The sequence below is a fragment of the Streptomyces sp. GSL17-111 genome, from assembly GCF_037911585.1.
Lineage (GTDB): Bacteria > Actinomycetota > Actinomycetes > Streptomycetales > Streptomycetaceae > Streptomyces.
Window position 1 is genome coordinate 1024638 of sequence record NZ_JBAJNS010000001.1, and the last position, 20135, is coordinate 1044772.

A 20135-nucleotide genomic window follows, 5' to 3' on the forward strand; every position below is an offset into this window, starting at 1 on the left:
TCGAACTGTTCTCCCTGTGGCACAACGGTAGTTGGTTTCGAAAGGTTGCGCCAAACACACGTTCGAGTGAAATATCGCCGAAAGCATGACGTGATCACACTGTGCGGTGTATGGGCCACACCTCCGCGCCACCCAACGTGCCGCCCGCCGCGCGGCCTCAGGAGTCGGCGACGTCGATCGCGGCGAGCGAGCGGCGGACCTGGGTGGGGTCGGTGGTGTACCAGAAGTCCGGCATGGAGGAGCGGAGGAAGCCGCCGTAGCGGGCCTTCGCCAGCCGCGGGTCCAGCACGGCGACGACGCCGCGATCCCCCGTGGCCCTGACCAGCCGCCCGGCGCCCTGGGCCATCAGGAGGGCCGCGTGCGTGGCGGCGACCGCCATGAAGCCGTTGCCGCCGCCCTGTTCGACGGCCTTCTGCCGCGCGCTCATGAGCGGGTCGTCGGGGCGCGGGAAGGGGATGCGGTCCATGACGACGAGCTGGCAGCTGGCCCCCGGCACGTCGACGCCCTGCCACAGCGACAGCGTGCCGAACAGGCACGTCCGCGCGTCCTCGGCGAAGCGGCGGATCAGCTCGCCCAGCGTCTCCTCGCCCTGGAGGAGGACGGGCACGTCCAGCCGGCCGCGCAGCTCCTCGGCCGCCGCCTGCGCCCCCCGCATCGACGAGAAGAGGCCGAGCGTGCGCCCACCCGCCGCCTCGACCAGACCGGACAGCTCGTCCAGCATGTCGCTGCGGCTGCCCTCGCGGCCGGGCGGGGACAGGTGTCGGGCGACGTACAGAATGCCCTGCTTGCGGTAGTCGAACGGGGAACCGACGTCCAGCCCCTGCCACCTGGGGGATTCCTCGTCTCCGACGGTCTCCCCGGCCTGTTCCTCCCCGGCCTGCTCCTGCCGGCCTTCGGGAGCCAGCCCCAGCGAGGCCGCGACGCCGTTGAAGTCGCCACCGAGCCGGAGGGTCGCGGACGTCAGGACGACGGAGCGGTCGTGGAAGAGCTTCTCCCGCAGCAGACCGGAGACGTTCAGCGGCGCGACGCGCAGCGAGGCGCCGAACCGGTCGTGGCGCTCGTACCAGATGACGTCGTACTCCGAGCCCTGGGCGATCCGGTCGGCGACGGCGTGGACGTTCTCCAGCGAGGCGACCGCCTGCTTGCGCACGGCGTCCTCGTCCTGCACGGAGCGGTCGCGGGTGTTGCCGAGCGCCGTCAGGCAGTTCCGGGCGGCGTCCCGCAGGGCGGCGAGCGCGTGGCCGAGGTCCTCGGGGACCTCCTCCAGACGGCCGGGCAGCGCCAGCTCCATGACCCGCTCGAAGCCCTCCGAGGCCGTCAGCAGCCGGTCGGCCGCCTTCTCGTCGACGAGCTTCGCCGAGCGGCGCACGGCCCGGCTCACCCCGGCGGGCGTGAGCTCCCCGGACGCCACACCGGTGACGCGGGAGACCAGCTCGTGCGCCTCGTCGACGATCAGCACCTCGTGGCCGGGCAGCACCGGCGCGCCCTCGATGGCGTCGATCGCCAGCAGCGCGTGGTTGGTCACGATGACGTCGGCCAGCTTGGCCCGCTCGCGGGCGGCCTCGGCGAAACACTCGGCCCCGTAGGCACACATGGCGGCGCCCAGACACTCGCGCGAGGAGACGGAGACCTGACCCCAGGCCCGGTCGGAGACGCCGGGCCGCAGGTCGTCGCGGTCCCCCGTCTCCGTCTCGTCCGACCAGTCCCGCACCCGGAGCAGGTCCTTGCCGAGCTTGCTGGAGGCGCCCGCCGGGCCGGCGGCCCGGGCCGCCGCCTCGACCGGGTCGAAGAGGCCGTCCTCCTCCTCCGCCGGAACGCCCTCGTGCAGCCGGTGCAGACACAGGTAGTTCGACCGGCCCTTGAGCATCGCGTACTCCGGGCGGCGGCGCAGCAGCGGATGCAGGGCCTCCACCGTGCGCGGGAGGTCCCGCTCGACGAGCTGGCGCTGGAGCGCGAGCGTCGCCGTCGCGACGACGACGCGCTCGCCCTGGGCCAGCGCGGGCACGAGGTAGCCGAGCGACTTCCCCGTGCCGGTGCCCGCCTGGATCAGCAGGTGGGTGCCCTCGCCGACGGCCTCCGCCACGGCCTCGGCCATGGCGACCTGGCCGGGCCGCTCGGTGCCGCCGACGGCCGTGACGGCGGCGTGCAGGAGGTCGGTGAGGGCGGGGCGGGTGGGGAGGGCGGATGCTTCGCTCATAGGCGAGCAACCCTACGTGGTGCCTCTGACACCCGGGCACGGACGCTCGGCCGCTACCCGGCGTGGAGCGGGTTGGGGACCGTGCCGTCCACCACGGCGTGCGGACGTTCGGCGCGGTCGCGGTAGCCGTCCGCGTACAGCCGGTTGCGGTTCAGGCACAGGCGGCCGATGCGCGGCGTGAGCAGGTCGAACAACTCGAAGCGGGGTTTCAGCTCCGGGAAGCGCCGCTGGTGGGCCAGGACGGTGTCGCGGACGAGGGCCCAGAACTCCGCCTCCGGCACGCCGAGCTGCTCCGCGCAGAGGGGTGCGAGGTAGCGGAAGACGCCGACGAACAGACCGCTGTGGATGAACTGGGTGAGGAAGTCCGCCGGTTCGGTCAGCAGCGTGGTGCGGACGGGGCGCGGCAGGTCGGCCAGCTCGGGCAGCGGTTCGTCGGTGAGGTTGACGTCGTCGACGAAGTCCTTCACGGCCAGCCGCGCCGGCACGTCGTGCGCGTCGAAGACGACGATGCTGTTCTCGCCGTGCGGGGAGAAGACCGTGCCGTAGCGGTAGAGGAAGTGCAGGAGCGGCGGCAGGAGCGCCTCGAAGAGGTGCCGCAGCCACACCCGGGGGGTGAGCCCGGACCGGCGGACCAGTTCGGCGGTGAGCGCCCGGCCCGCCGGGTCGGTGTGCAGCAGGGCCGCGAGGCTGCGGGCCCGTTCCCCGGCCGCGAGGTAGGGGCCCACCGGCTCGCGCCAGATGCAGCCGAGCAGCTCCCGGTACTGGTACGGGACGCCGGGGAGCCGGTCGTAGAGCGGGTGCTCGACGGTCACCGAGGCGACCTCGCCCAGCAGGACGACGCGCGTCTCGTCGCGCAGGAACGGATCGGCGTCGCGCACGCCGTGGATCCAGGACGTGACGGCCGGGGCGGCGAGGGTGCGTTCGGTGGGCAGCCCGCGCCACACGAGCGTGTTCAGCACGGACAGCGGCAGTTTCACCGTGCGGGCGTGCGGGCGGCTGATGTTGAGGAACGTGCGCACCGACTGCTGCGGCAGCCGCAGGTCCTCGTCCTCGGGCAGCGGTATGAGGGTGCCGTCGGCGAGCTGGGGGGCGAACAGCGGCGCGATCGTCTCGTCCCACTGCCAGGGGTGCACGGGGAGCCACAGGTAGTCCTCGGGGCGTCGTCCGCGTGCGGCGACGGTGGCGGCGAAGGCCTCCCGGGTCGCGGTGGAGAGCTCCTGGCCGTAGAGCCGCGCGGCGTCGCCGAGCGCGGCGGTGCCCCGGTAGCGGGCGAGGCGGCGGTGCACGGCGAGCCAGGGGAGGCGGGTCGCGACGCGGGCCTCGGGCGTCCAGCGGTCGCTGTCGGCGTGGGACAGGCCGAGCCGTCCCTTGTTGGCGACCAGCCAGGGGTGGCCGGTGAGGTGGCCCTCCAGCTCGGCGTAGCCGAGGTCGGCGAGCTCCGGGACGGACAGCGCCGTCGCGGCGAGCCGGACGTCGGCGCTGAGCGTGGCGGTCAGCTCCCGTAGCAGGTGGCCGAGCGTGTCTCCCGCGAGCCCGAGCGGCACGTCGTGGGCGGCGGTGAGGAACGTCAGCGGGTCGGCGTGCGGGGTGATGCTGTCGGGGTCGACGCGCCAGTGGCCGTAGGCACCGCGCCGGGCGTGGAAGCGGTGGACCGTGCCGTCGGCGACGACCAGCCGGTACCGGCCGACCGTCCCCGCCGCGCCGTCGGACGCGGCGCGGTCGGACGCCGCGCCGTCGCGTTCCGGGACGAGGATCCCCTCATAGGCGAACTCGCCGAGCAGCTTGGCGAACAACTTCCGGGACGCGGCGTGCCAGGGCGTGGCGGGCTCGGTGGATGACGTCTGCAAGTGCGTTCTCCTCAGGTGCGGAGCCGAACGGGACGGTTCTCTCCGGTCCGGTCCGGACGCCGCCGGGGACGGCGGGCGCGCGGTCAGGACCACTGGGAACGACGTGCGGTGTCGCGGCCGGCACCGAGGTGCCGGTGGGGAGGTCTCCCGACCTTAGAGCGCCGGGACCCCTCCCCGCTCGCGGACGACGACAGCCGCACGCTTGTCCGGCAGATCCACCTCCGCCGCGTGCCGGTATCCGGCGCGCAGGAAGGCGCTGACGGACACGGCGTTGCGGACGTCGGGTTCGGCGAGCACGCGGCGGCAGGCCGGACGGTGCGTCAGGACCAGCTCGGACACCGCCCTCAGCAGTGCCGCGCCGAGGCCGCGACCGCGCTGCTCCGCCGGGCCGATCAGCAGGTGGACGCCGGTGTCGTGGGGCAGGGTGGGGAAGTACCGGGCCAGCGGGTCGAGATCGGCGCGGTAGATCTCCCAGTAGCTCATCGGGACGCCGTCCAGCACGCCGAGGCACGGCACGCTGCGCCCGTCGCCCTCCAGTTGCGGACGCAGGTGCTTCGCGGTGACGTCCTCGTCCCCGGCGAGGTCCCAGAAGGCGGCGACGGCCGGGTCGTTCATCCAGGCCGTGACGAGCGGCAGGTCGCGTTCGAGCCGGACGGGGACGAGCTGGAAGGTGCCGAAGGGGCCGTACGCGGGCTGCCACCGGTCGACCGCGCCCACCAGGTCGGTGCCGGGGGCGGCGGTGTCCGGCACGGGTCCGGTGAGCCCGGGAGGCCCGGCCAGGCCGGTGCGGAGTTCGGGCGGCAGTTCCAGGTCGAGGGTGTCGTCCTCGTCCGTGGCGGGGTCGGGGGACGGCACGGCGCCTCCTTCCGGCTCGTGGGTCACTGCGGCGGGTGGACGGCGAGCGGGTTGGGGACGCTGACGTAGACGGACTGGGTGTCCACCGGGCCGACGAGCTCGTCGAGCCCGTGCAGCCGGGTCAGCAGGTTGGCCTTGCAGCGCAGCGACGGCGCGTCGAGGAGGAGACCGGCCAGCGGGGACGGCGGCACGTCGCCGCCCTGGGTGGCGTGCGCGTCGAGGAAGCGCCGGAAGGCGGCCAGCAGCAGGGCCTCGTCCACGCCGGCCTGCGAGCCGAAGGCGCCGATGAGGCCGAGCACGTGGTTGATGCCCAGGTAGTAGGCGAAGCGCTCGTCGGTGACCGCGTCGGGCACGAAGGAGTCGCTCTTCTCCCCCACGCCCGGCACCAGCGCCTGCAGCGCCGCCCGGTGCGAGGCGCGGAAGTAGTAGCCCTGGTTGTCCCGGTAGCGGCCGCCGACGGGCCAGCCCTCGGGATCGAGCAGCACGACGGTGTTCTGCTGGTGGGCCTCCAGCGCGATACCCGCGTGCGCGTCGAGCCACAGGACGGGGGCCACGACCGCGTCCAGGTAGCGCAGGAACCACTCGGCCGCCACGGCCCGCGTCCGCCGGCCGGTGGCCGAGGCCAGGCGCCGCACGACGTCGGCCAGCCGTGAGCGCGTCGGGTGCCCGGCGACGTCCGGCCACGGGCGGGGCGAGGTGAGCGAGGCGAGGCAGACGGCGTCGTCGTCGGGCCGGAAGGGGTTGTGCCGGAAGACGGTGTCCAGCCCCGGCACGGGCGTGCCGTCGGCGTCGTCGACACCGAGCCAGGCGGGGTCGCGCACGATGTCGAACCCGGGGTGGGCGGCCCGCCAGCGCTCACCGAGCCCGCTGCGCAGCAGCCGGTGCACCTCCACACCGCGATGCAGCTCCTTGCGGAGGTTCTCCCGCCGGGAGTTGGTGACGCGGACGGCCAGGGAGAGCTTGAGCATCGTCGCCGTCCCCGGACGAGCGACGGTGCGGATGGACGACGTGGGGTGCCACCGCCCGCCGTGCGGCCCGAGGTCGTGGAGGAGGCCCGCGTCGAACAGCGCGGCCACGGCCGGGCGGCCGCGGACGGTGCGGGCCTGCCAGGGGTGCAGCGGCAGGGCGACGGTTCCGGCCGGCAGCGGCAGGTCCGGTGCGAGCCGGGAGGCGAGCTCGGCCGCCGTGCGTGCCCGGCCGCTCTCCGTCCAGGCCGAGTCGGAGGCCAGGGCGGTGTGGTGGACGGCGAACCAGTGGAGGGGGAAGCTGCCGTGGAGCTCGGGGGAGTACCACTCGGTCTCCTCCTCGCCGAAGCCCTCCCGGCTCTTGGGCGCCGGGTGCGACGGGTGGCCGAGCACGAGGGCCTGCTCCGCCGCGAGGAACGGGTCGGCCCCGGCGGGCGGCCCGGGCCGGGCGCGGCGGGCCGCCAGGAACCGTGCCGTCTGGCGCACGGAGTCGGCGACGCGGGCGGACAGGTCGCTGCCCTCCCCCGGCGTGCCCGCCTGGTGCGCGGCCTCGCGGGCGAGGAGGCCGGCGAGGGTGACGGCGTCGAGAGGGGCGGCGTCCGCCGGAGCGGACTCGAGGCGCACGGGGCCGAAGCGGTGCCACCCCGTCGGGGACCAGTACCGCACGGGCACCCGGAGGGCGGTGCCGCTGCCCGGCAGGGGGACGCACAGCGGGCGGCCGGCGGGCGGTGCCGCCTGGCCCGTCTCCCGTACCCAGCAGCGGAGGAGGTTCTCCGCACCGGCCGCGTCGGCGGCGCGGTGGACGTCGGCGGCGTCGAGGGGATCGTCGGCGGGGTCGGCGGGAATGGGGACGGGGTCGGCGTCCGCCGTGGCCGAGGCGTCGGGCGGGCCCGGGCGGGCCGCGCGGCGCGCCTGACGGGGGACGGTCGGGTCGTCGAGCAGGCGGGCGAGGCGCTGCGGGACGGGGGCGCCGCCCCCGTCGGGGGATTCCTCGGAACCGGCCGTTGCGTTCACAAAACCTCCCTGAGCGTGCGGGAACCGCTGCGCAGCCCGTACGGCGTAACGACGCGACCGCCGTCCGATCACGGCCGACGGCAAGATCCCTTAGCCGGTCGGGGGGAACCGCCGACCCGGCAGCGGCCGTCGTAGGCGGCACCTGCATAGTTGGGGGGCACTCCCTTCGGCGGGGTGCATGACAAGCCACACGCAAGGTGAACCAGTTCAGGGGGAGTTCGTTCCATGTCGTCCACGCGCACGACCGCGCGGCGCCGTACGGCGCTGGCAGCGGTCGCCGCCGTCACCGTTCTGACGGTGACCGCCACCGCATGCGGTCCCGACGAGGCACCGGACAGCGACGCGAAGCCGGCCGCTTCCGAGGCCGCCGATTCCGGCAGCCGGGATCTGGGGCTGCCCAAGGACCTGCCCTTCTCCCTGGACGACCTCAAGCGGTGGAAGGAGGGCGAGTGGGACAACTGGGAGCCGGACGGCTGGCTCGGTGACGCCAAGGACTTCATCAACCCGATCATCGAGGACCTCTGGGACCGCGAGCGGATGAAGGACGCGGAGGAACCGGAGCGCGAGGTCGACGAGGACGAGATCGACGGCACCCCGGACGGCGACGGGGAGGGCGCCACCGAGGACGAGGGCGCCACCGACCCCGAACCCCCGGTCGTGGAGGCCGCCGACGTCCCGACGCCCTACACCGACGGCGCCGCGCCCTACGGCAAGGTGTTCATGGACACCCCGCAGGGCCAGATGGTCTGCTCCGCGACGGTGGTCAAGGACCCGGCGAACCCCGGGAAGTCCGACCTCGTCGCCACCGCCGGGCACTGCGTGCACGGCGGTGAGGGCAAGGGCTGGTTCCGCAACGTCGTCTTCGTGCCGGGCTTCAACCACAAGGGCCTGCCCGCCGAGCAGTTGGAGACCGCCCCCGAGGAGGACGTCCTCCCGCACGGCATCTGGTGGGCCGCCGAGGCCGCCACGACCGAGTACTGGCGCAGCGCCGGCGCCGAGCGCGGTGGGGCGGGTGCCCAGCAGGACTTCGCCGTGCTGAAGGTCAGCCCCGAGGAGGGCGGCAGCGAGACCTCGCTGGAGGAGACGGTCGGTTCGGCCGTGGCGATCAACTTCAGCCTTCCGCAGGTCAGCACGTTGCCCGAGCTCACCGTGCGCGGCTACCCCGCCGCACCGCCGTTCGACGGCAGCTCCATGTTCAGCTGCACGGGCGCGGCCGGCCGGCTCACGATCGACCCCGAGCAGCCCACCATGTACCGCGTCGGCTGCACCATGACCGGCGGATCCTCCGGCGGTGGCTGGGTGGCCCCGGGGCCCGACGGCGACGACCAGCTCTACTCGGTGACGTCCATCGGCCCGCTCACGGCGACGTGGCTGGCCGGTCCGCGGCTCGGCCCGGAGGCCAAGGCCGTCTTCGACTCGCTCAGCTCGTAGCCTCCCGCCGGCGCCGCGACGCGGTGCCGGTGCCAGGTCGATCGGCGCGGGCGGGGTGCGCTCCCGTGCACCCCGCCCGCGCCTTCTGACATCGCGCTCCGCCCGACGTCACGTTCCGCTTGCCGATTTGCCGATTTCCCGAGTTCCGAGGAGAACTCCGCATGCCCGCTGCACGCACGGCCCGCCGCCCCGCCCTCGCCCTCACGGCCGCACTGGCCGCGCTGGCCCTGGCCGCCACGGCCTGCGGCCCCGACGACGCGGACACCGACGCCAAGGCCGGCGTCTCCGCGTCGCCCGCCGCCGAAGGCGGCGAGAAGGACCCGGGGCTCGGCCTGCCCGACGAGCTGCCGGACGATCTGCCCGACTCCCTGAGGGACCTGGAGGGCTGGAAGAAGGGCGGCTGGGAGGACTGGGACAAGGACGGCTGGCTCCGCGACGCCCAGGACTTCGTCAACCCCTACATCGAGGGCCTGTGGGACACCGGCCGCATGCAGGAGGCGGAGGACCACCACAAGGAGGTCAGCGAGGAGGACCTGGCCTCCTCCTCCGCGCGGACCGGCACGGACCCGGCACCGGCGGCGGTCGAGGCGTCCGAGGTGGACCGGCCCTACCACCGGCACGCCGCCCCCGTCGGCAAGGTGTTCATGGACACTCCGAGCGGTCCGATGGTCTGTTCCGGGACGGTCGTCAAGGACCCGAACAACCCGGGCAGGTCCAACCTCGTGGCCACCGCCGGCCACTGCGTGCACGGCGGCGGCGACGCGGGCTGGTTCCGCAACATCATGTTCGTGCCGTCCTACAACGACCGGGGACGCGCGCCGGAGCAGGTGACCGGCGCGCCGTCGCACGAGGTCGCGCCCTACAAGATGTGGTGGGCGGACTGGGCCCAGACGACGTCCTACTGGATCGAGCGCGGCGACGCGCTGCGCGGCGACGCCGGGGCCTCGCAGGACTTCGCCGTGCTACACGTCGAGCCCGAGGACGGTTCGGGGAAGTCGCTGGAGGAGACCGTCGGAAGCGCCCTGCCGATCAACTTCGACGCCCCGGGACCCGACGAGCTGGCCGGGCTCAGCTCCTACGGCTACCCGGCGGCGCCGCCCTACGACGGGGCGCTGATGTACACCTGCACCGACCGTCCCGGACGGCTCACGGTCGACCCCGAGCAGCCGGCGATGTACCGGATCGGGTGCACGATGACCGGCGGCACCTCCGGCGGCGGCATGTACATCGCGGGCCCGGACGGCAAGGCGGAGCTGGTCTCCGTCAACTCGATCGGCCCGCGTCCGGCGACCTGGCTCGCCGGGCCCTACCTCGGTGCCTCGGCCGAGGGCGTCTTCTCCGCGATCAGCGAGAAGTTCGCCGGTCAGGGCTGAGCCGAGGCACCGAGCACCGAGCACCGAGCACCGAGCACGACGGTCCCGGCACTCCACGGAGTGCCGGGACCGTCGGCGTACGCGGCCCGCGCGGCGCGCGGGCGGAGACGTCAGACGTGGGCGAAGGGGCTGCGCACCGTGTCCCCGCCGGGCACCGGAGCCGAGGGGTCCTCCCCCAGCTCCACGATCCGGTTGTCCACGTCCACGTGGACGACGCGGGGCGTGTAGGTGCGGGCCTCGGCGTCGTCCAGCTGCGCGTAGCTGATGAGGATGACGAGGTCACCGGGGTGTACGAGGTGTGCGGCCGCACCGTTGATCCCGATCACGCCGGAGCCCCGCTCGCCCGCGATGGTGTACGTCTCCAGCCGGGCGCCGTTGGTGACGTCGACGATGTGGACCAGCTCGCCGGGCAGCAGGTCGGCGGCGTCCAGCAGGTCCGCGTCCACGGTGACGGACCCGACGTAGTGCAGGTCGGCCTCGGTGACCGTGGCACGGTGGATCTTCGACTTGAACATCGTACGCATCATCGAGGTACTCCTGGATTCGTGCTCCCTGCCTGCGTCGGCGCAGGTCAAGTGCGGTTTCACTGCCCTACAGCGCGCCACCGTGCGGGCGCTTCCCCCCGTTACCACGGCGACCCTCCCAGCCTACGCAACCCCTCTCGAAAGCTCGCCGTGATCACCGTCACGCCGACGACGCCGAGGACGCGGGCACGGTGCCGCCGGATCGGCCAGGAAGCACAGGACGAGCAGGACCAGGGCGGCCCCTCTCAGCACGACGGACTCACCGGAGGTCCGCACCAGCGCGCTCGCGACGAGAGCCAGCTCCAGCACGGCGGCCACGGCGATCGCCGTACGGGCGGACGTGCCGCGGACGCAGGAGCGGAGCAGCGTGCCGCAGGCCCACAGGCCGACCGCGACGACGACACCTCCGACGACCATGGAGATCCGCACCCGATACGCCACGGACTCCGGCGGTTCGTCCAGCGGCGCGAACGCCGCGATGGAGTTGAGGACGAAGGCGAAGACCGCGACGACCGTGCTCTGGGCGAGCAGCACGAGCGCGGTCGCGGCCCGCAGCAGGCGGATTCCTGTGGACACTGCGTTCCTCCCCTGGGCGCGGGTGCGACGACGGTTGCCGCACCGCATCACATCACCGGTGTGCGTGACCGTGCGGCCCTCGGCACGGGCCGCCTCCGAACTCCTGTCGCGCGGCCGGTGGTTCGGATGAGAAGGGGCCGGGGCGGCGACACACCGCGCAGTGGGCGGAGGGGGTTGCACGGCTATGCGCAGTGGTTATCGCGATGTGACGCAACCGTGATGACACCTTCGCGATGTCCCGCCGTTCATCGACCGTTCAGGATCGGTGCCGTGTCGGGTCACTTCGCGCTCCTAGCGTCCAGCGCATCAAGTAATCCTCAGGTCGGCTGGCCCGACCGAATGTTTCGGAAGAGGCAATCGTGAAGCGCAGCACCCGTAGCCGCATCCTCGCTCTGTCGACCGCAGCCGTCCTGTCTCTGAGCCTCGCGGCCTGCGGCTCCTCGAACGAGTCCGACGACGACAACGGCGGCGGTGGCGGCAGCGAGTCGTCGCTCTCCGGCACCCTGTCCGGCGCGGGCGCCAGCTCGCAGGACGCCGCCCAGCAGGCGTGGATGGCCGGGTTCCAGGAGGCGAATCCGGACGTGACGGTCAACTACGACCCGATCGGTTCCGGTGGCGGCCGGGAGCAGTTCCTCGCCGGTGGCTCCGACTTCGGTGGCACGGACGCCTACCTCGACGACGAGGAGGTGGCGAAGGCCACGGAGCGGTGCGGCGAGCTCATCGAGATCCCGGCCTACGTCTCCCCGATCGCGGTCGTCTTCAACGTCGAGGGTGTGGAGGAGCTCAACCTCAAGCCCGGCACCATCGCCCAGATCTTCGACCAGAAGATCACCAAGTGGGACGACCCGGCCATCGCCGAGGACAACCCGGACGTGGAGCTGCCCGACACGGCCATCTCCCCGGTGAACCGCTCCGACGAGTCCGGGACCACGGAGAACTTCGTGGAGTACCTGTCCGCCACCGCCGGGGACGACTGGCCGCACGAGGTCAGCGGTGACTGGCCGGTCGCGGGCGGCGAGGCCGCCCAGGGCACCTCCGGCGTCGTCCAGGCGGTGACGAACGGCACCGGCACGATCGGCTACGCGGACGCCAGCCAGGCCGGTGACCTGGGCACCGTCAACGTCGGCGTGGGCGGGGAGTTCGTCGGCTACTCGCCGGAGGCGGCGGCCAAGGTGGTCGAGGTCTCCGACCGCGTCGAGGGCCGCGGCGAGTACGACTTCGCTTACGACCTGGCCCGGGACACCACCGAGGCGGGCACCTACCCGATCGTCCTGGTCTCCTACGCCATGGCCTGCTCCACCTACGAGGACGAGCAGACCGCCGAGCTGGTGCAGGCGTACCTGGCCTACATGGTCAGCGAGGAGGGCCAGGCGGCCGCCGCCGAGGCGGCGGGCTCCGCGCCGCTGTCGGACACGCTGCGCGAGCAGGCCGAGAAGGCCATCGAGGCCATCTCGGCGGGCTGACCCGGCCGACCCCGCCCGGGCGGTCCGCGGCACGACGCGGACCGCCCGGGCACCGGCGAGTCAACCGCCGGTTCACCCGCACGTGCGAAGAAGGTTCGAGGAAGGACGTGTCCGTGCCCATCACCACCGAGACCACCGGTCGGCGGGGAACGCCGCTGCGGCTGGGGGACCGGGTCTTCTCCGGTGCGTCGACCGGGGCCGGCGTGCTGATCCTGGTCGTGCTGGCGGGGGTGGCCGCGTTCCTGCTCGTCGAGGCCTGGCCCGCCGTCACCGCGCCGGCCGAGGACATCCCCGGCGGCGAGGGCGTCGCGCTGTACGTGTGGCCGCTGCTGTTCGGCACGCTGCTGTCGGCCCTGCTCGCCCTGGCGATCGCCGCACCGCTGTCGGTGGCGATCGCGCTGTTCATCACCCAGTACGCGCACCGCCGCGTGGCCACCACGCTGGGCTACGTCATCGACCTGCTGGCCGCCGTGCCGAGCATCATCTTCGGTCTGTGGGGCGTCTCCCAGCTGGCACCGCTGACCGTGGACCCCACCGGCTGGCTCGCGGAGAACCTCGGCTTCATCCCGCTGTTCGAAGGGCCGGCGTCCTCCACCGGACGCACGATGCTCACCGTCGCGCTGGTGCTGGCCATCATGATCCTCCCGATCAACACGGCTGTGGTCCGTGAGGCGTTCCGGCAGACGCCGCGGCTGCACGAGGAGGCGTCCTGGGCACTGGGCGCGACGCGCTCGGAGATGATCCGCATGTCCGTGCTGCCGTTCGGACGTTCGGCGATCATCGGCGGCTCCATGCTCGGACTGGGCCGGGCGCTCGGCGAGACGATGGCCGTGGCCATGGTCCTGTCCACCTCGGGCGGAGTGACCTTCAACCTGATCAGCAACGGCAATCCGTCGACGATCGCCGCCAACATCGCGCTGCAGTTCCCCGAGTCGACGGGCATCAAGGTCAACGCCCTCATCGCGTCCGGGCTCGTGCTCTTCGCCGTGACCCTCGCGGTCAACATGACAGCGCGCGCGGTGATCAACCGGCGGCGCGAATTCTCGGGAGCCAACTGATGCCCACCCCCACCTCCACCTCCACGAAGTCCACCGACCCCGACGAGCGCCACGCGCCGGCGTCCGAGCCGTTGACGCACGGAACCCTGCCCGCCGCGGGGCCGCCGCTGGTGCTTCTGGGGTCCCTCGTGGCGGCCGCCGTGCTGTGGCTGCTGGGCTGGAACCCGGCGGTCAGCGGCCTGGTCGCGGCGGTCGGCTACACCGCCGTCGTCTACGCCTGGTCCCGCGCGGTGGAGGAGGCGCGGGCCGCCCGGGACCGGCTGATCACCGCGGTCGTCTCCTCGGCGTTCCTGCTGGCGATGCTGCCGCTGATCTCGGTGCTGGCCACCGTCGTCAGCCGTGGCCTGACCCGCTTCGACGGCGAGTTCTTCACGCACTCGATGCGGGGCGTGGTCGCCGAGGGCGGCGGCGTCCACCACGCGATCTTCGGCACGCTCATCATCACCGGGCTGACGACGCTGATCTCCGTCCCGGTGGGCCTGCTGACGGCCGTGTACCTCGTCGAGTACGGGCGCGGCCGGCTCGCCCGCGCCATCACCTTCTTCGTCGACGTGATGACGGGCATCCCCTCCATCGTGGCCGGGCTGTTCGCCTACGCGCTGTTCGTGCTGTTCTTCGGGCCGGGCGTACGCATGGGCATCGCGGGCGCGGTGGCGCTCAGCGTGCTGATGATCCCCGTCGTGGTGCGCTCGGCGGAGGAGATGCTGAAGCTCGTCCCGAACGAGCTGCGCGAGGCGTCCTACGCGCTGGGCGTGCCGAAGTGGCGCACGATCCTGCGCATCGTGCTGCCGACGGCGCTGGCCGGCATCGCGACCGGCGTCACGCTGGCCATCGCGCGGGTGATCGGGGAGACGGCTCCCCTGCTGATCACCGTCGGCATCACGACGAGCGACAACTTCAACCCCTTCGACGGGCGCATGGCGACGCTCTCGGTGTTCTCGTACTACGAGTACGTCTCGCCCGGCGTACCGCCGGAGGCGTCGCTCGACCGGGCGTGGGCGGCGGCCCTCGTGCTGATCCTCATCGTCATGGCGCTCAACCTCGTGGCCCGGTTGATCTCCCGCCTCTTCGCGCCCAAGAGCGCGTGACGCAGCCCCGCGACCGGCGCCACCAGCACACCGACAAGGAAGAACCCCCGTGGCCACACGTATTGAGGTCTCCGGCCTCGACATCCACTACGACCGCTTCCTGGCCGTGCACGACGTGTCGATGGACATCGAGCCCCGGCAGGTCACCGCGCTGATCGGCCCCTCCGGCTGCGGCAAGTCCACGTTGCTGCGCGCGCTGAACCGCATGCACGAACTCGTCCCCGGCGCCCGGGTGAGCGGGAAGGTGGTGCTGGACGGCCAGGATCTCTACGGGCCGGATGTGGACCCGGTGCGGGTGCGGCGGCACGTGGGCATGGTCTTCCAGCGGCCCAACCCGTTCCCGACGATGTCCGTGTACGACAACGTCGCGGCCGGGCTGCGGCTGAACCACCGGCGCATGCCGCGCTCGGAGATGGACGGCCGCGTCGAGCGGTCCCTGCGGGCGGCCAACCTGTGGACGGAGGTCCGCGACCGGCTGCACCGCCCCGGCTCCGGCCTCTCCGGCGGACAGCAGCAACGCCTGTGCATCGCCCGGGCGATCGCCGTCGAGCCGGACGTCCTGCTCATGGACGAGCCGTGCTCGGCGCTCGACCCCATCTCCACGCAGGCGATCGAGGACCTCATCCTGGAGCTCAAGTCCAGCTACACCATCGTCATCGTGACGCACAACATGCAGCAGGCCCAGCGCGTCAGCGACACCACGGGCTTCTTCAACCTGCGGGCCGCCGGTGAGCCCGGCGTTCTGGTGGAGATGGCGGACACCGCCACCCTCTTCACCCGGCCCGCCAAGAAGGCCACGGAGGACTACGTCTCCGGCCGCTTCGGCTGACGCCGGTTGCGAGCCGGCGCCGTCCGTCCGAGGGCGTCCACCGAGCGTCTGACCCGCGCCCGGCGGACGCCCTCGGGGCATCGACACGAGGGGAGAACGTGCCGTGACAGCCAAGCGCACCGGGCCGGCGGTGGACGGCGCGCAGCCCGCCGCCGAGCCCGGGCCGGGCCCCGGCGGACTGGCGCTGGGCACCGACCCCGTCGTGCTGCTGGCGGACGCTGACGAAAGGATTCGCCAGGGCCTGACCGCCCACCTGGCCCACTACCGGGTGTCCGTCGTCCACTGCGCCGACGGGGCGAGCGCGCTGCTGGAGACCGGGCTGCGGCAGCCGGACGTCCTGCTGGTCTCCGCCCGACTGCCGGTGCTGGACGGCACGGACGTCCTCCGCGTCATCCGGCGGCGCACGGCAACCCCGGTGGTGCTCGGCGTCGGCCCGGACGACACCGGCCTGGTGGCCTCGGCGCTGGCGGACGGCGCGAGCGCGTGCGTCGCCCGCCCGTACCGGCCGCGCGAGGTCGCCCGGCTGCTCAGCCTGGCCGACGTGGGCGGCCGTGACCGGCTCCGGCCCCTCAGCTGCGGCCCGATCACCCTGGACCCGAGCACCTACGAGGTCCACGTGCACGGCACGCCAACGGCCCAACTCCCGCTGCGCGAGTTCCAACTGCTGCACCTGCTGATGCGCAACCCCCGCACGGTCATCACCCGGGCCCGCATCCGCTCCGAGGTGTGGGGCGACGAGGCCCAGCGGTCGAACACCATCACCGTGCACGTCCGGCGGCTGCGGGAACGGCTGGGCGACGACCCGCACCACCCGGAACTCATCCAGACCGTCCGCGGCGTCGGCTACCGCCTCGTCCCACCCGCCTGACGCGGCCTCCGGCGTCCGGACGAGACGGATCACCGGTAGGCGATCTCGGCCCACACCGTCTTCGTGAGGGCGTCCCGGCAGGCGTACCCCCAGCGTGCGGAGTAGACGGCGACGAGGAGCAGCCCCCGTCCCGATTCGGCGTCCGGTGTGGCCGCCGCGTTCACCGGGTGGACGAGGCCGCGTTCCGGCCGGGTGTCGGTCACCTCGACGCGCAGGACGCCCTCCGTCGGCAGGAGCAGCGTCAGCCTGAAGTCACGGCCGGGGACGGTGCCGTGGGCGACGGCGTTGGCCGCCAGTTCGTCCGTCACGAGGGCGACGGCGTACGCGGCGTCGGAGTGGTGCGGAAGGCCGGTCCACTCGGTGAACTGCTGCACGGCGAGCCGCCGCGCCAGCCGCACACCGCGACGGCTGCCGCTGAGCCGCAGCCCCAGTCGCAGGGGTTCGACGCGGCCGGTCCGGGAGGTGGTCTGTCGTTGAGTCACAGCGCCCAGCGTCGGGATCCGTGCATGCCCTGACCAGGGACGACGACCGTACCCGGACCGGAGGTACGGCGAAAACCCGGCGCCGACCCGGTGGTTGTACGGGTCTTGTACGGGTCGGTGTCCGTGCCCTGCCGGGGCGGGGCCCGTTGGTCCTGGTGCGGCGGGTCCACGGGCATCCGGGAGGAAGGGCGTGAGGAAAGTGCGGGATACACGCAACGGTCGCGCGACGCGGACGAAGGACCAGGGAGGCGAGCGGCCGGGGGCCTGGTCGGCGTACGGGCGGCTGCTCCAGCATCTGCGGAAGCGGGCGGGCCTCAGCCAGCAGGAGTTCGGTGAGGCCATCGGGTACTCGCTGGAGTTGGTCGCCTCGGTCGAGCAGGGACGGCGTCCGGCGAAGGCCGCGTTCACGGCGGCGGCTGAGCACGTCCTGGAGGCGCGGGGCGTGCTGGACGTGCTCCAGGACGAGGTGGACCGGGCGAAGTTGCCCCGGTTCTTCCGCAACTTCGCGGTCATCGAGGCGGAGGTCGTGAGCCGCTTCTCCTACGACCCGCTGCTTGTGCCCGGACTGTTGCAGACCGAGGCCTACGCGCGCGCCGTCTTCGCCGGTCACTGCCCGCCGCTCAGCGAGGAGACCATCGACCAGCACACCGAGGCCCGCCTCAGCCGACAGAAGCTCCTCACCCGCGACGACCCGCTGGCGGAACTCTCGTTCATCATCAGCGAGGAGGCGCTGCGTGACCCGGTGGGTGGACCGGACGTCATGCGCGGGCAGTGGCGGCAGCTCTTGGACATCGGGGCCCTGCGCAACGTGGAGGTGCAGGTCATGCCTGGCCGTTCAGGAGTACACCCGGGCAGAAACGGCCCGTTCGTCGTGCTTGAGACCAGTGAGCATCAGCACCTCGGATACATCGAATCGCATGAAGTCGGCTGTGTGATCCGAGATCCGGCAGAGGTCAGCGCCTTCGGGATGCGGTATGGCAAGCTGCGGTCGCAGGCCCTCAACGGCAGGGATTCAGCGCAGCTCATCCAACAGCTGATCGGAGAGACATGAGCGTGGAGCGGGTAACCCGGAACGCCGACAGGCTTCTCTGGTTCAAGAGCAGCTACAGCGGCTCCGGCGGCGGGGACTGCGTCGAGGTCGCGGCTGACGGCGACGCCGTCTACGTCCGTGACTCCAAGGCGGCGGCGAACGGACCCGTCCTCCGCGTCAGCCAGGACACCTGGGCCGCCTTCATGAGCCACACGGCGACCGCATAGGGCTCAGCACACGCGCGACCGCCCCCACCGGACGGTGGGGGCGGTCGTGTTCGGCCGCAGCGGGCCGCTCCGCACGCCGGGGAGACGCCGGGCAGCGGGGCGACGGGTCCCGACGACTCGGACGGCCGACGTGCGACGCGGGCCGGGGGCCGAAGCCGTTACGGCAGCGGCGGGTACGCGTTGCCCATCAGCTCCTGGAACTGGGCGGAGAACCAGTGCCCGGAGACGGGAGCGTCCGGAAGGGCGCCCGAGAGGTTGCCGCCGTTGCGGGGGTTACCGGTGTACGTGGGGTCGCACATGCGGTCGAAGCCCTTGCCCTCGTCGTTCGGGATCTCCCGGCTGGACCCGTCGGACTCCCCCGGCGGCTTCATCCACACGTAGGCGTCGATGCCGGGCTCCGGTGCGGCCTGCGGCCGTTCGCCGAGTCCGGCTCCCTGCTGGTTGCACCAGTTGCCGATGTGGATGCGGCGGTCGTAGCGGCCACCGTCCACGTAGGCGTCGACGCTGGTCGTCGCGCCGGGGCCGGTGGGTCGGTCGGCGCCGCCCCAGCCGTTGCGGGAGGTGTCGATCAGCATGCCGATGTTGGCGTCGAAGCCGACGGAGACCAGTTCCTGGCGGAAGGCCTGGGCGAACGAGAGCTCGTCGACGTAGCGGTTCCAGTCGACCCACTGCGACTGGCGCACCGACGTTCCGGCCACCTGGTCGTCGACGGAGAAGTTCTCCTCGCGCAGGGCGCTGTAGTTGGCGGTGTTGGTGATGAAGCCGTGCACGTCGTCCACGGTCGCGCCCTCGGCGGTGGCGGCCTCCTTGAAGACGTCCGCCGTGGCGCCGAAGTTGTCGTCCCAGCCGATCCAGCCGTGGTGGCCCGCGTCGACGTAGTTGTAGACGTGGGGGACGTCACCGAGCTGGTTGAGGGCGTAGCCGACGCCCTTCACGTAGTTGCCGTTGGCCTTCATCACGTCGCACTCGGGCGTCGCGGTGGGCCGGCTGCCCGTGTTCGTGACGAGGTTGGGGAGGGAGTCGATCTCCACCGTCGTGACGATGCGCAGGTCGGCGTACTTCTCCTCGCCGAGTATCGCGGCGATCGGGTCGATGTACTCGGTCTTGTAGCGGTCTATCTCGGTCGGCCCGAGCTCGCCGTTGGAGGCGAGTGCGGCGCAGTCGCGGCCGGGCAGGTTGTAGATGACGAGCTGGACGACGAGTTCGTCCGAGCCCTTCTGCTCCAGTGCCGCGTCGAGGTGGTCGCGCAGGCCCATGCCGCCGTTCACGCCGTCGATGGCGGCGATGCGGTCGAGCCAGACGCCGGTGGGCTGGTCGGCGATGCGGTCGCCGCCCGGCTCGGCGGCGGCGTTGGCGGACCACTCGGGGTTCACGTACACCTTGGCGCCGCTGTACGGGTTGTCGACCCGGTCGCCCGGGGGCGGGTCGGTCGGGTCCGGCGGGTCGGTGGGCCCGCCGGAGTCGACGTTGCACGTCGTCCCGTTCAGGGTGAACGTGTCGGGGATCGCGTTGCTGCCGCTGTACCCGGCCTGGAAGCCGAAGCTCACCGACCCGCCGGTGCCCAGTTGGCCGTTGTAGGACTCGTTGGTGGCGCTGACCTCGGCACCGGACTGGCTGAGCCGGGCGTTCCAGCCGTTCGTGATCGTCTGGTTCCCGGCGTAGGTCCACCCGACCGCCCAGGACGTCACGGGTGCGGCGTTGTTGGTCAGGGTCACCGAGGCGGTGAAGCCGGTGTCCCACTCGTTCTGCACCTCGTAGTCGACGGTGCAGGGGACTGCGGCCGTTCCGGGGCCTGATGGGGCGACGGCGAGCGCCGTCCCGGTGGCGCCGGCGACCATCGCCATGGCGGCGAGGAGCGCGGTTCTGGTGCGGTTCATGAGTGCGGATCTCCCCTACGTGTATGCGTGTTGCCGTACGGATGACATGCCTGAACGGAGCTGTGTGCGTGGCGCGGAGAGAGCGGTGACGCCTTCCGGAGACCTTTCCGGCGCATCACCGGTGGGAGCGCACACGGAGGCGCACCACCCTTGACGTTGTGGACTGTCGGGCGTCGCAACCGTGGAACATGCGCCTTGAGAGCGCTCCCACTCATCGAAAGGTAGAGCACGCCTGTTCATCGCGGCCAGAGTCGGTACCGGGGACGACCGTTAGGGCAGCGTTATCCGCGCGACAGCCGCGGGTTATCCCCGGGCTCGGCGCATCGCGCGGACCGGCGCGGCCACCCCGCGTCCTGACGCCCCGTCGACGGACGGCGACCCCTGCCGGCGACCCCTGCCGGTGGCCCCTGGCGACGACCCCTGCCGGTGAC

General features: G+C 72.6%; 17 protein-coding genes. 9 read left to right on the forward strand and 8 right to left on the reverse strand.

The features are described 5' to 3' along the window. Window positions 1–157: 157 nt before the first annotated feature. The 4 genes from V6D49_RS04265 to V6D49_RS04280 all read right to left on the reverse strand — a co-directional run bounded on the left by V6D49_RS04265 (window position 158) and on the right by V6D49_RS04280 (window position 6878). The gene (locus V6D49_RS04265) at window positions 158–2197 is read right to left on the reverse strand and encodes an ATP-dependent DNA helicase (protein WP_340557240.1); all 2040 of its coding nucleotides are present in this window, start codon (window positions 2195–2197) and stop codon (window positions 158–160) included. A gap of 53 nt (window positions 2198–2250) precedes the next feature. After that, on the reverse strand, window positions 2251–4044 hold the full coding sequence (locus V6D49_RS04270; RefSeq protein WP_340557242.1) for an IucA/IucC family protein: 1794 nt from the start codon (window positions 4042–4044) through the stop codon (window positions 2251–2253). Window positions 4045–4197: 153 nt separating this feature from the next. Continuing rightward, on the reverse strand, window positions 4198–4899 hold the full coding sequence (locus V6D49_RS04275; RefSeq protein WP_445330463.1) for a GNAT family N-acetyltransferase: 702 nt from the start codon (window positions 4897–4899) through the stop codon (window positions 4198–4200). 23 nt (window positions 4900–4922) lie between these two features. Then, entirely contained in the window at window positions 4923–6878 is a 1956-nt protein-coding gene (locus tag V6D49_RS04280) for an IucA/IucC family protein (protein WP_340557245.1), read from the reverse strand. Window positions 6879–7103: 225 nt separating this feature from the next. Between V6D49_RS04280 and V6D49_RS04285 the strand changes: the two genes are divergently transcribed. Together V6D49_RS04285 and V6D49_RS04290 are read left to right on the forward strand one after the other, a co-directional pair. Continuing rightward, on the forward strand, window positions 7104–8309 hold the full coding sequence (locus V6D49_RS04285) for a trypsin-like serine peptidase (RefSeq protein ID WP_340557246.1): 1206 nt from the start codon (window positions 7104–7106) through the stop codon (window positions 8307–8309). A 161-nt stretch (window positions 8310–8470) separates the two neighbouring features. Next, window positions 8471–9682, forward strand: coding sequence for a trypsin-like serine peptidase (locus tag V6D49_RS04290; protein WP_340557247.1), 1212 nt, complete (start codon window positions 8471–8473; stop codon window positions 9680–9682). Between the two features lie 110 nt (window positions 9683–9792). Here the strand turns inward: V6D49_RS04290 and panD are convergent, their stop codons facing one another. Together panD and V6D49_RS04300 are read right to left on the reverse strand one after the other, a co-directional pair. After that, window positions 9793–10209 (reverse strand): aspartate 1-decarboxylase, encoded by a 417-nt coding sequence (gene panD / locus V6D49_RS04295; RefSeq protein WP_340557249.1) that lies wholly within the window; start codon window positions 10207–10209, stop codon window positions 9793–9795. Between the two features lie 120 nt (window positions 10210–10329). Continuing rightward, window positions 10330–10782 carry a hypothetical protein gene (locus V6D49_RS04300; protein ID WP_340557251.1) on the reverse strand — a complete coding sequence of 151 codons (453 nt, stop codon included), beginning with the start codon at window positions 10780–10782 and terminating at the stop codon, window positions 10330–10332. A gap of 359 nt (window positions 10783–11141) precedes the next feature. On the opposite strand from V6D49_RS04300, the gene pstS reads away from it, so the two are divergent. The 5 genes from pstS (at window position 11142) to V6D49_RS04325 (ending at window position 16088) form a co-directional block, all read left to right on the forward strand. Continuing rightward, window positions 11142–12245: a phosphate ABC transporter substrate-binding protein PstS gene (gene pstS / locus V6D49_RS04305; RefSeq protein WP_340557252.1), complete on the forward strand. Its 1104-nt coding sequence runs from the start codon at window positions 11142–11144 to the stop codon at window positions 12243–12245. 113 nt (window positions 12246–12358) lie between these two features. Next, the gene (pstC, locus tag V6D49_RS04310; RefSeq protein ID WP_340557253.1) at window positions 12359–13303 is read left to right on the forward strand and encodes a phosphate ABC transporter permease subunit PstC; all 945 of its coding nucleotides are present in this window, start codon (window positions 12359–12361) and stop codon (window positions 13301–13303) included. After that, window positions 13303–14391 (forward strand): phosphate ABC transporter permease PstA, encoded by a 1089-nt coding sequence (gene pstA, locus V6D49_RS04315; RefSeq protein ID WP_340557255.1) that lies wholly within the window; start codon window positions 13303–13305, stop codon window positions 14389–14391. Before pstC ends, pstA begins: the two co-directional genes overlap by 1 nt. 49 nt (window positions 14392–14440) lie before the next feature. Further along, a complete protein-coding gene (gene pstB / locus V6D49_RS04320; protein WP_340557257.1) occupies window positions 14441–15220 on the forward strand; it encodes a phosphate ABC transporter ATP-binding protein PstB in 780 nt (259 codons plus the stop codon). 103 nt (window positions 15221–15323) lie between these two features. After that, a complete protein-coding gene (locus V6D49_RS04325; protein ID WP_340557259.1) occupies window positions 15324–16088 on the forward strand; it encodes a response regulator transcription factor in 765 nt (254 codons plus the stop codon). Window positions 16089–16117: 29 nt separating this feature from the next. Here V6D49_RS04325 and V6D49_RS04330 read toward each other — a convergent pair whose 3' ends face one another. After that, window positions 16118–16570, reverse strand: a complete 453-nt coding sequence (locus V6D49_RS04330; RefSeq protein WP_340557261.1) for an ATP-binding protein — start codon at window positions 16568–16570, stop codon at window positions 16118–16120. A gap of 199 nt (window positions 16571–16769) precedes the next feature. On the opposite strand from V6D49_RS04330, the gene V6D49_RS04335 reads away from it, so the two are divergent. Continuing rightward, window positions 16770–17621 carry a helix-turn-helix domain-containing protein gene (locus V6D49_RS04335; RefSeq protein WP_340563672.1) on the forward strand — a complete coding sequence of 284 codons (852 nt, stop codon included), beginning with the start codon at window positions 16770–16772 and terminating at the stop codon, window positions 17619–17621. Beyond that, window positions 17618–17827 carry a DUF397 domain-containing protein gene (locus V6D49_RS04340; RefSeq protein WP_340557263.1) on the forward strand — a complete coding sequence of 70 codons (210 nt, stop codon included), beginning with the start codon at window positions 17618–17620 and terminating at the stop codon, window positions 17825–17827. Before V6D49_RS04335 ends, V6D49_RS04340 begins: the two co-directional genes overlap by 4 nt. 158 nt (window positions 17828–17985) lie before the next feature. Here the strand turns inward: V6D49_RS04340 and V6D49_RS04345 are convergent, their stop codons facing one another. Next, complete coding sequence (locus tag V6D49_RS04345) at window positions 17986–19704, reverse strand: glycoside hydrolase family 6 protein (RefSeq protein WP_340557265.1); 1719 nt, start codon at window positions 19702–19704, stop codon at window positions 17986–17988. Window positions 19705–20135: the final 431 nt, after the last annotated feature.

What these genes read in the sequence shown, in the direction of transcription:
- V6D49_RS04345 (WP_340557265.1), bottom strand. Translation starts at nt 19,704, where the DNA reads ATGAACCGCACCAGAACCGCGCTCCTCGCCGCCATGGCGATGGTCGCC.
- V6D49_RS04340 (WP_340557263.1), top strand. Translation starts at nt 17,618, where the DNA reads ATGAGCGTGGAGCGGGTAACCCGGAACGCCGACAGGCTTCTCTGGTTC.
- pstA (WP_340557255.1), top strand. Translation starts at nt 13,303, where the DNA reads ATGCCCACCCCCACCTCCACCTCCACGAAGTCCACCGACCCCGACGAG.
- panD (WP_340557249.1), bottom strand. Translation starts at nt 10,209, where the DNA reads ATGATGCGTACGATGTTCAAGTCGAAGATCCACCGTGCCACGGTCACC.
- V6D49_RS04285 (WP_340557246.1), top strand. Translation starts at nt 7,104, where the DNA reads ATGTCGTCCACGCGCACGACCGCGCGGCGCCGTACGGCGCTGGCAGCG.
- V6D49_RS04265 (WP_340557240.1), bottom strand. Translation starts at nt 2,197, where the DNA reads ATGAGCGAAGCATCCGCCCTCCCCACCCGCCCCGCCCTCACCGACCTC.
- V6D49_RS04290 (WP_340557247.1), top strand. Translation starts at nt 8,471, where the DNA reads ATGCCCGCTGCACGCACGGCCCGCCGCCCCGCCCTCGCCCTCACGGCC.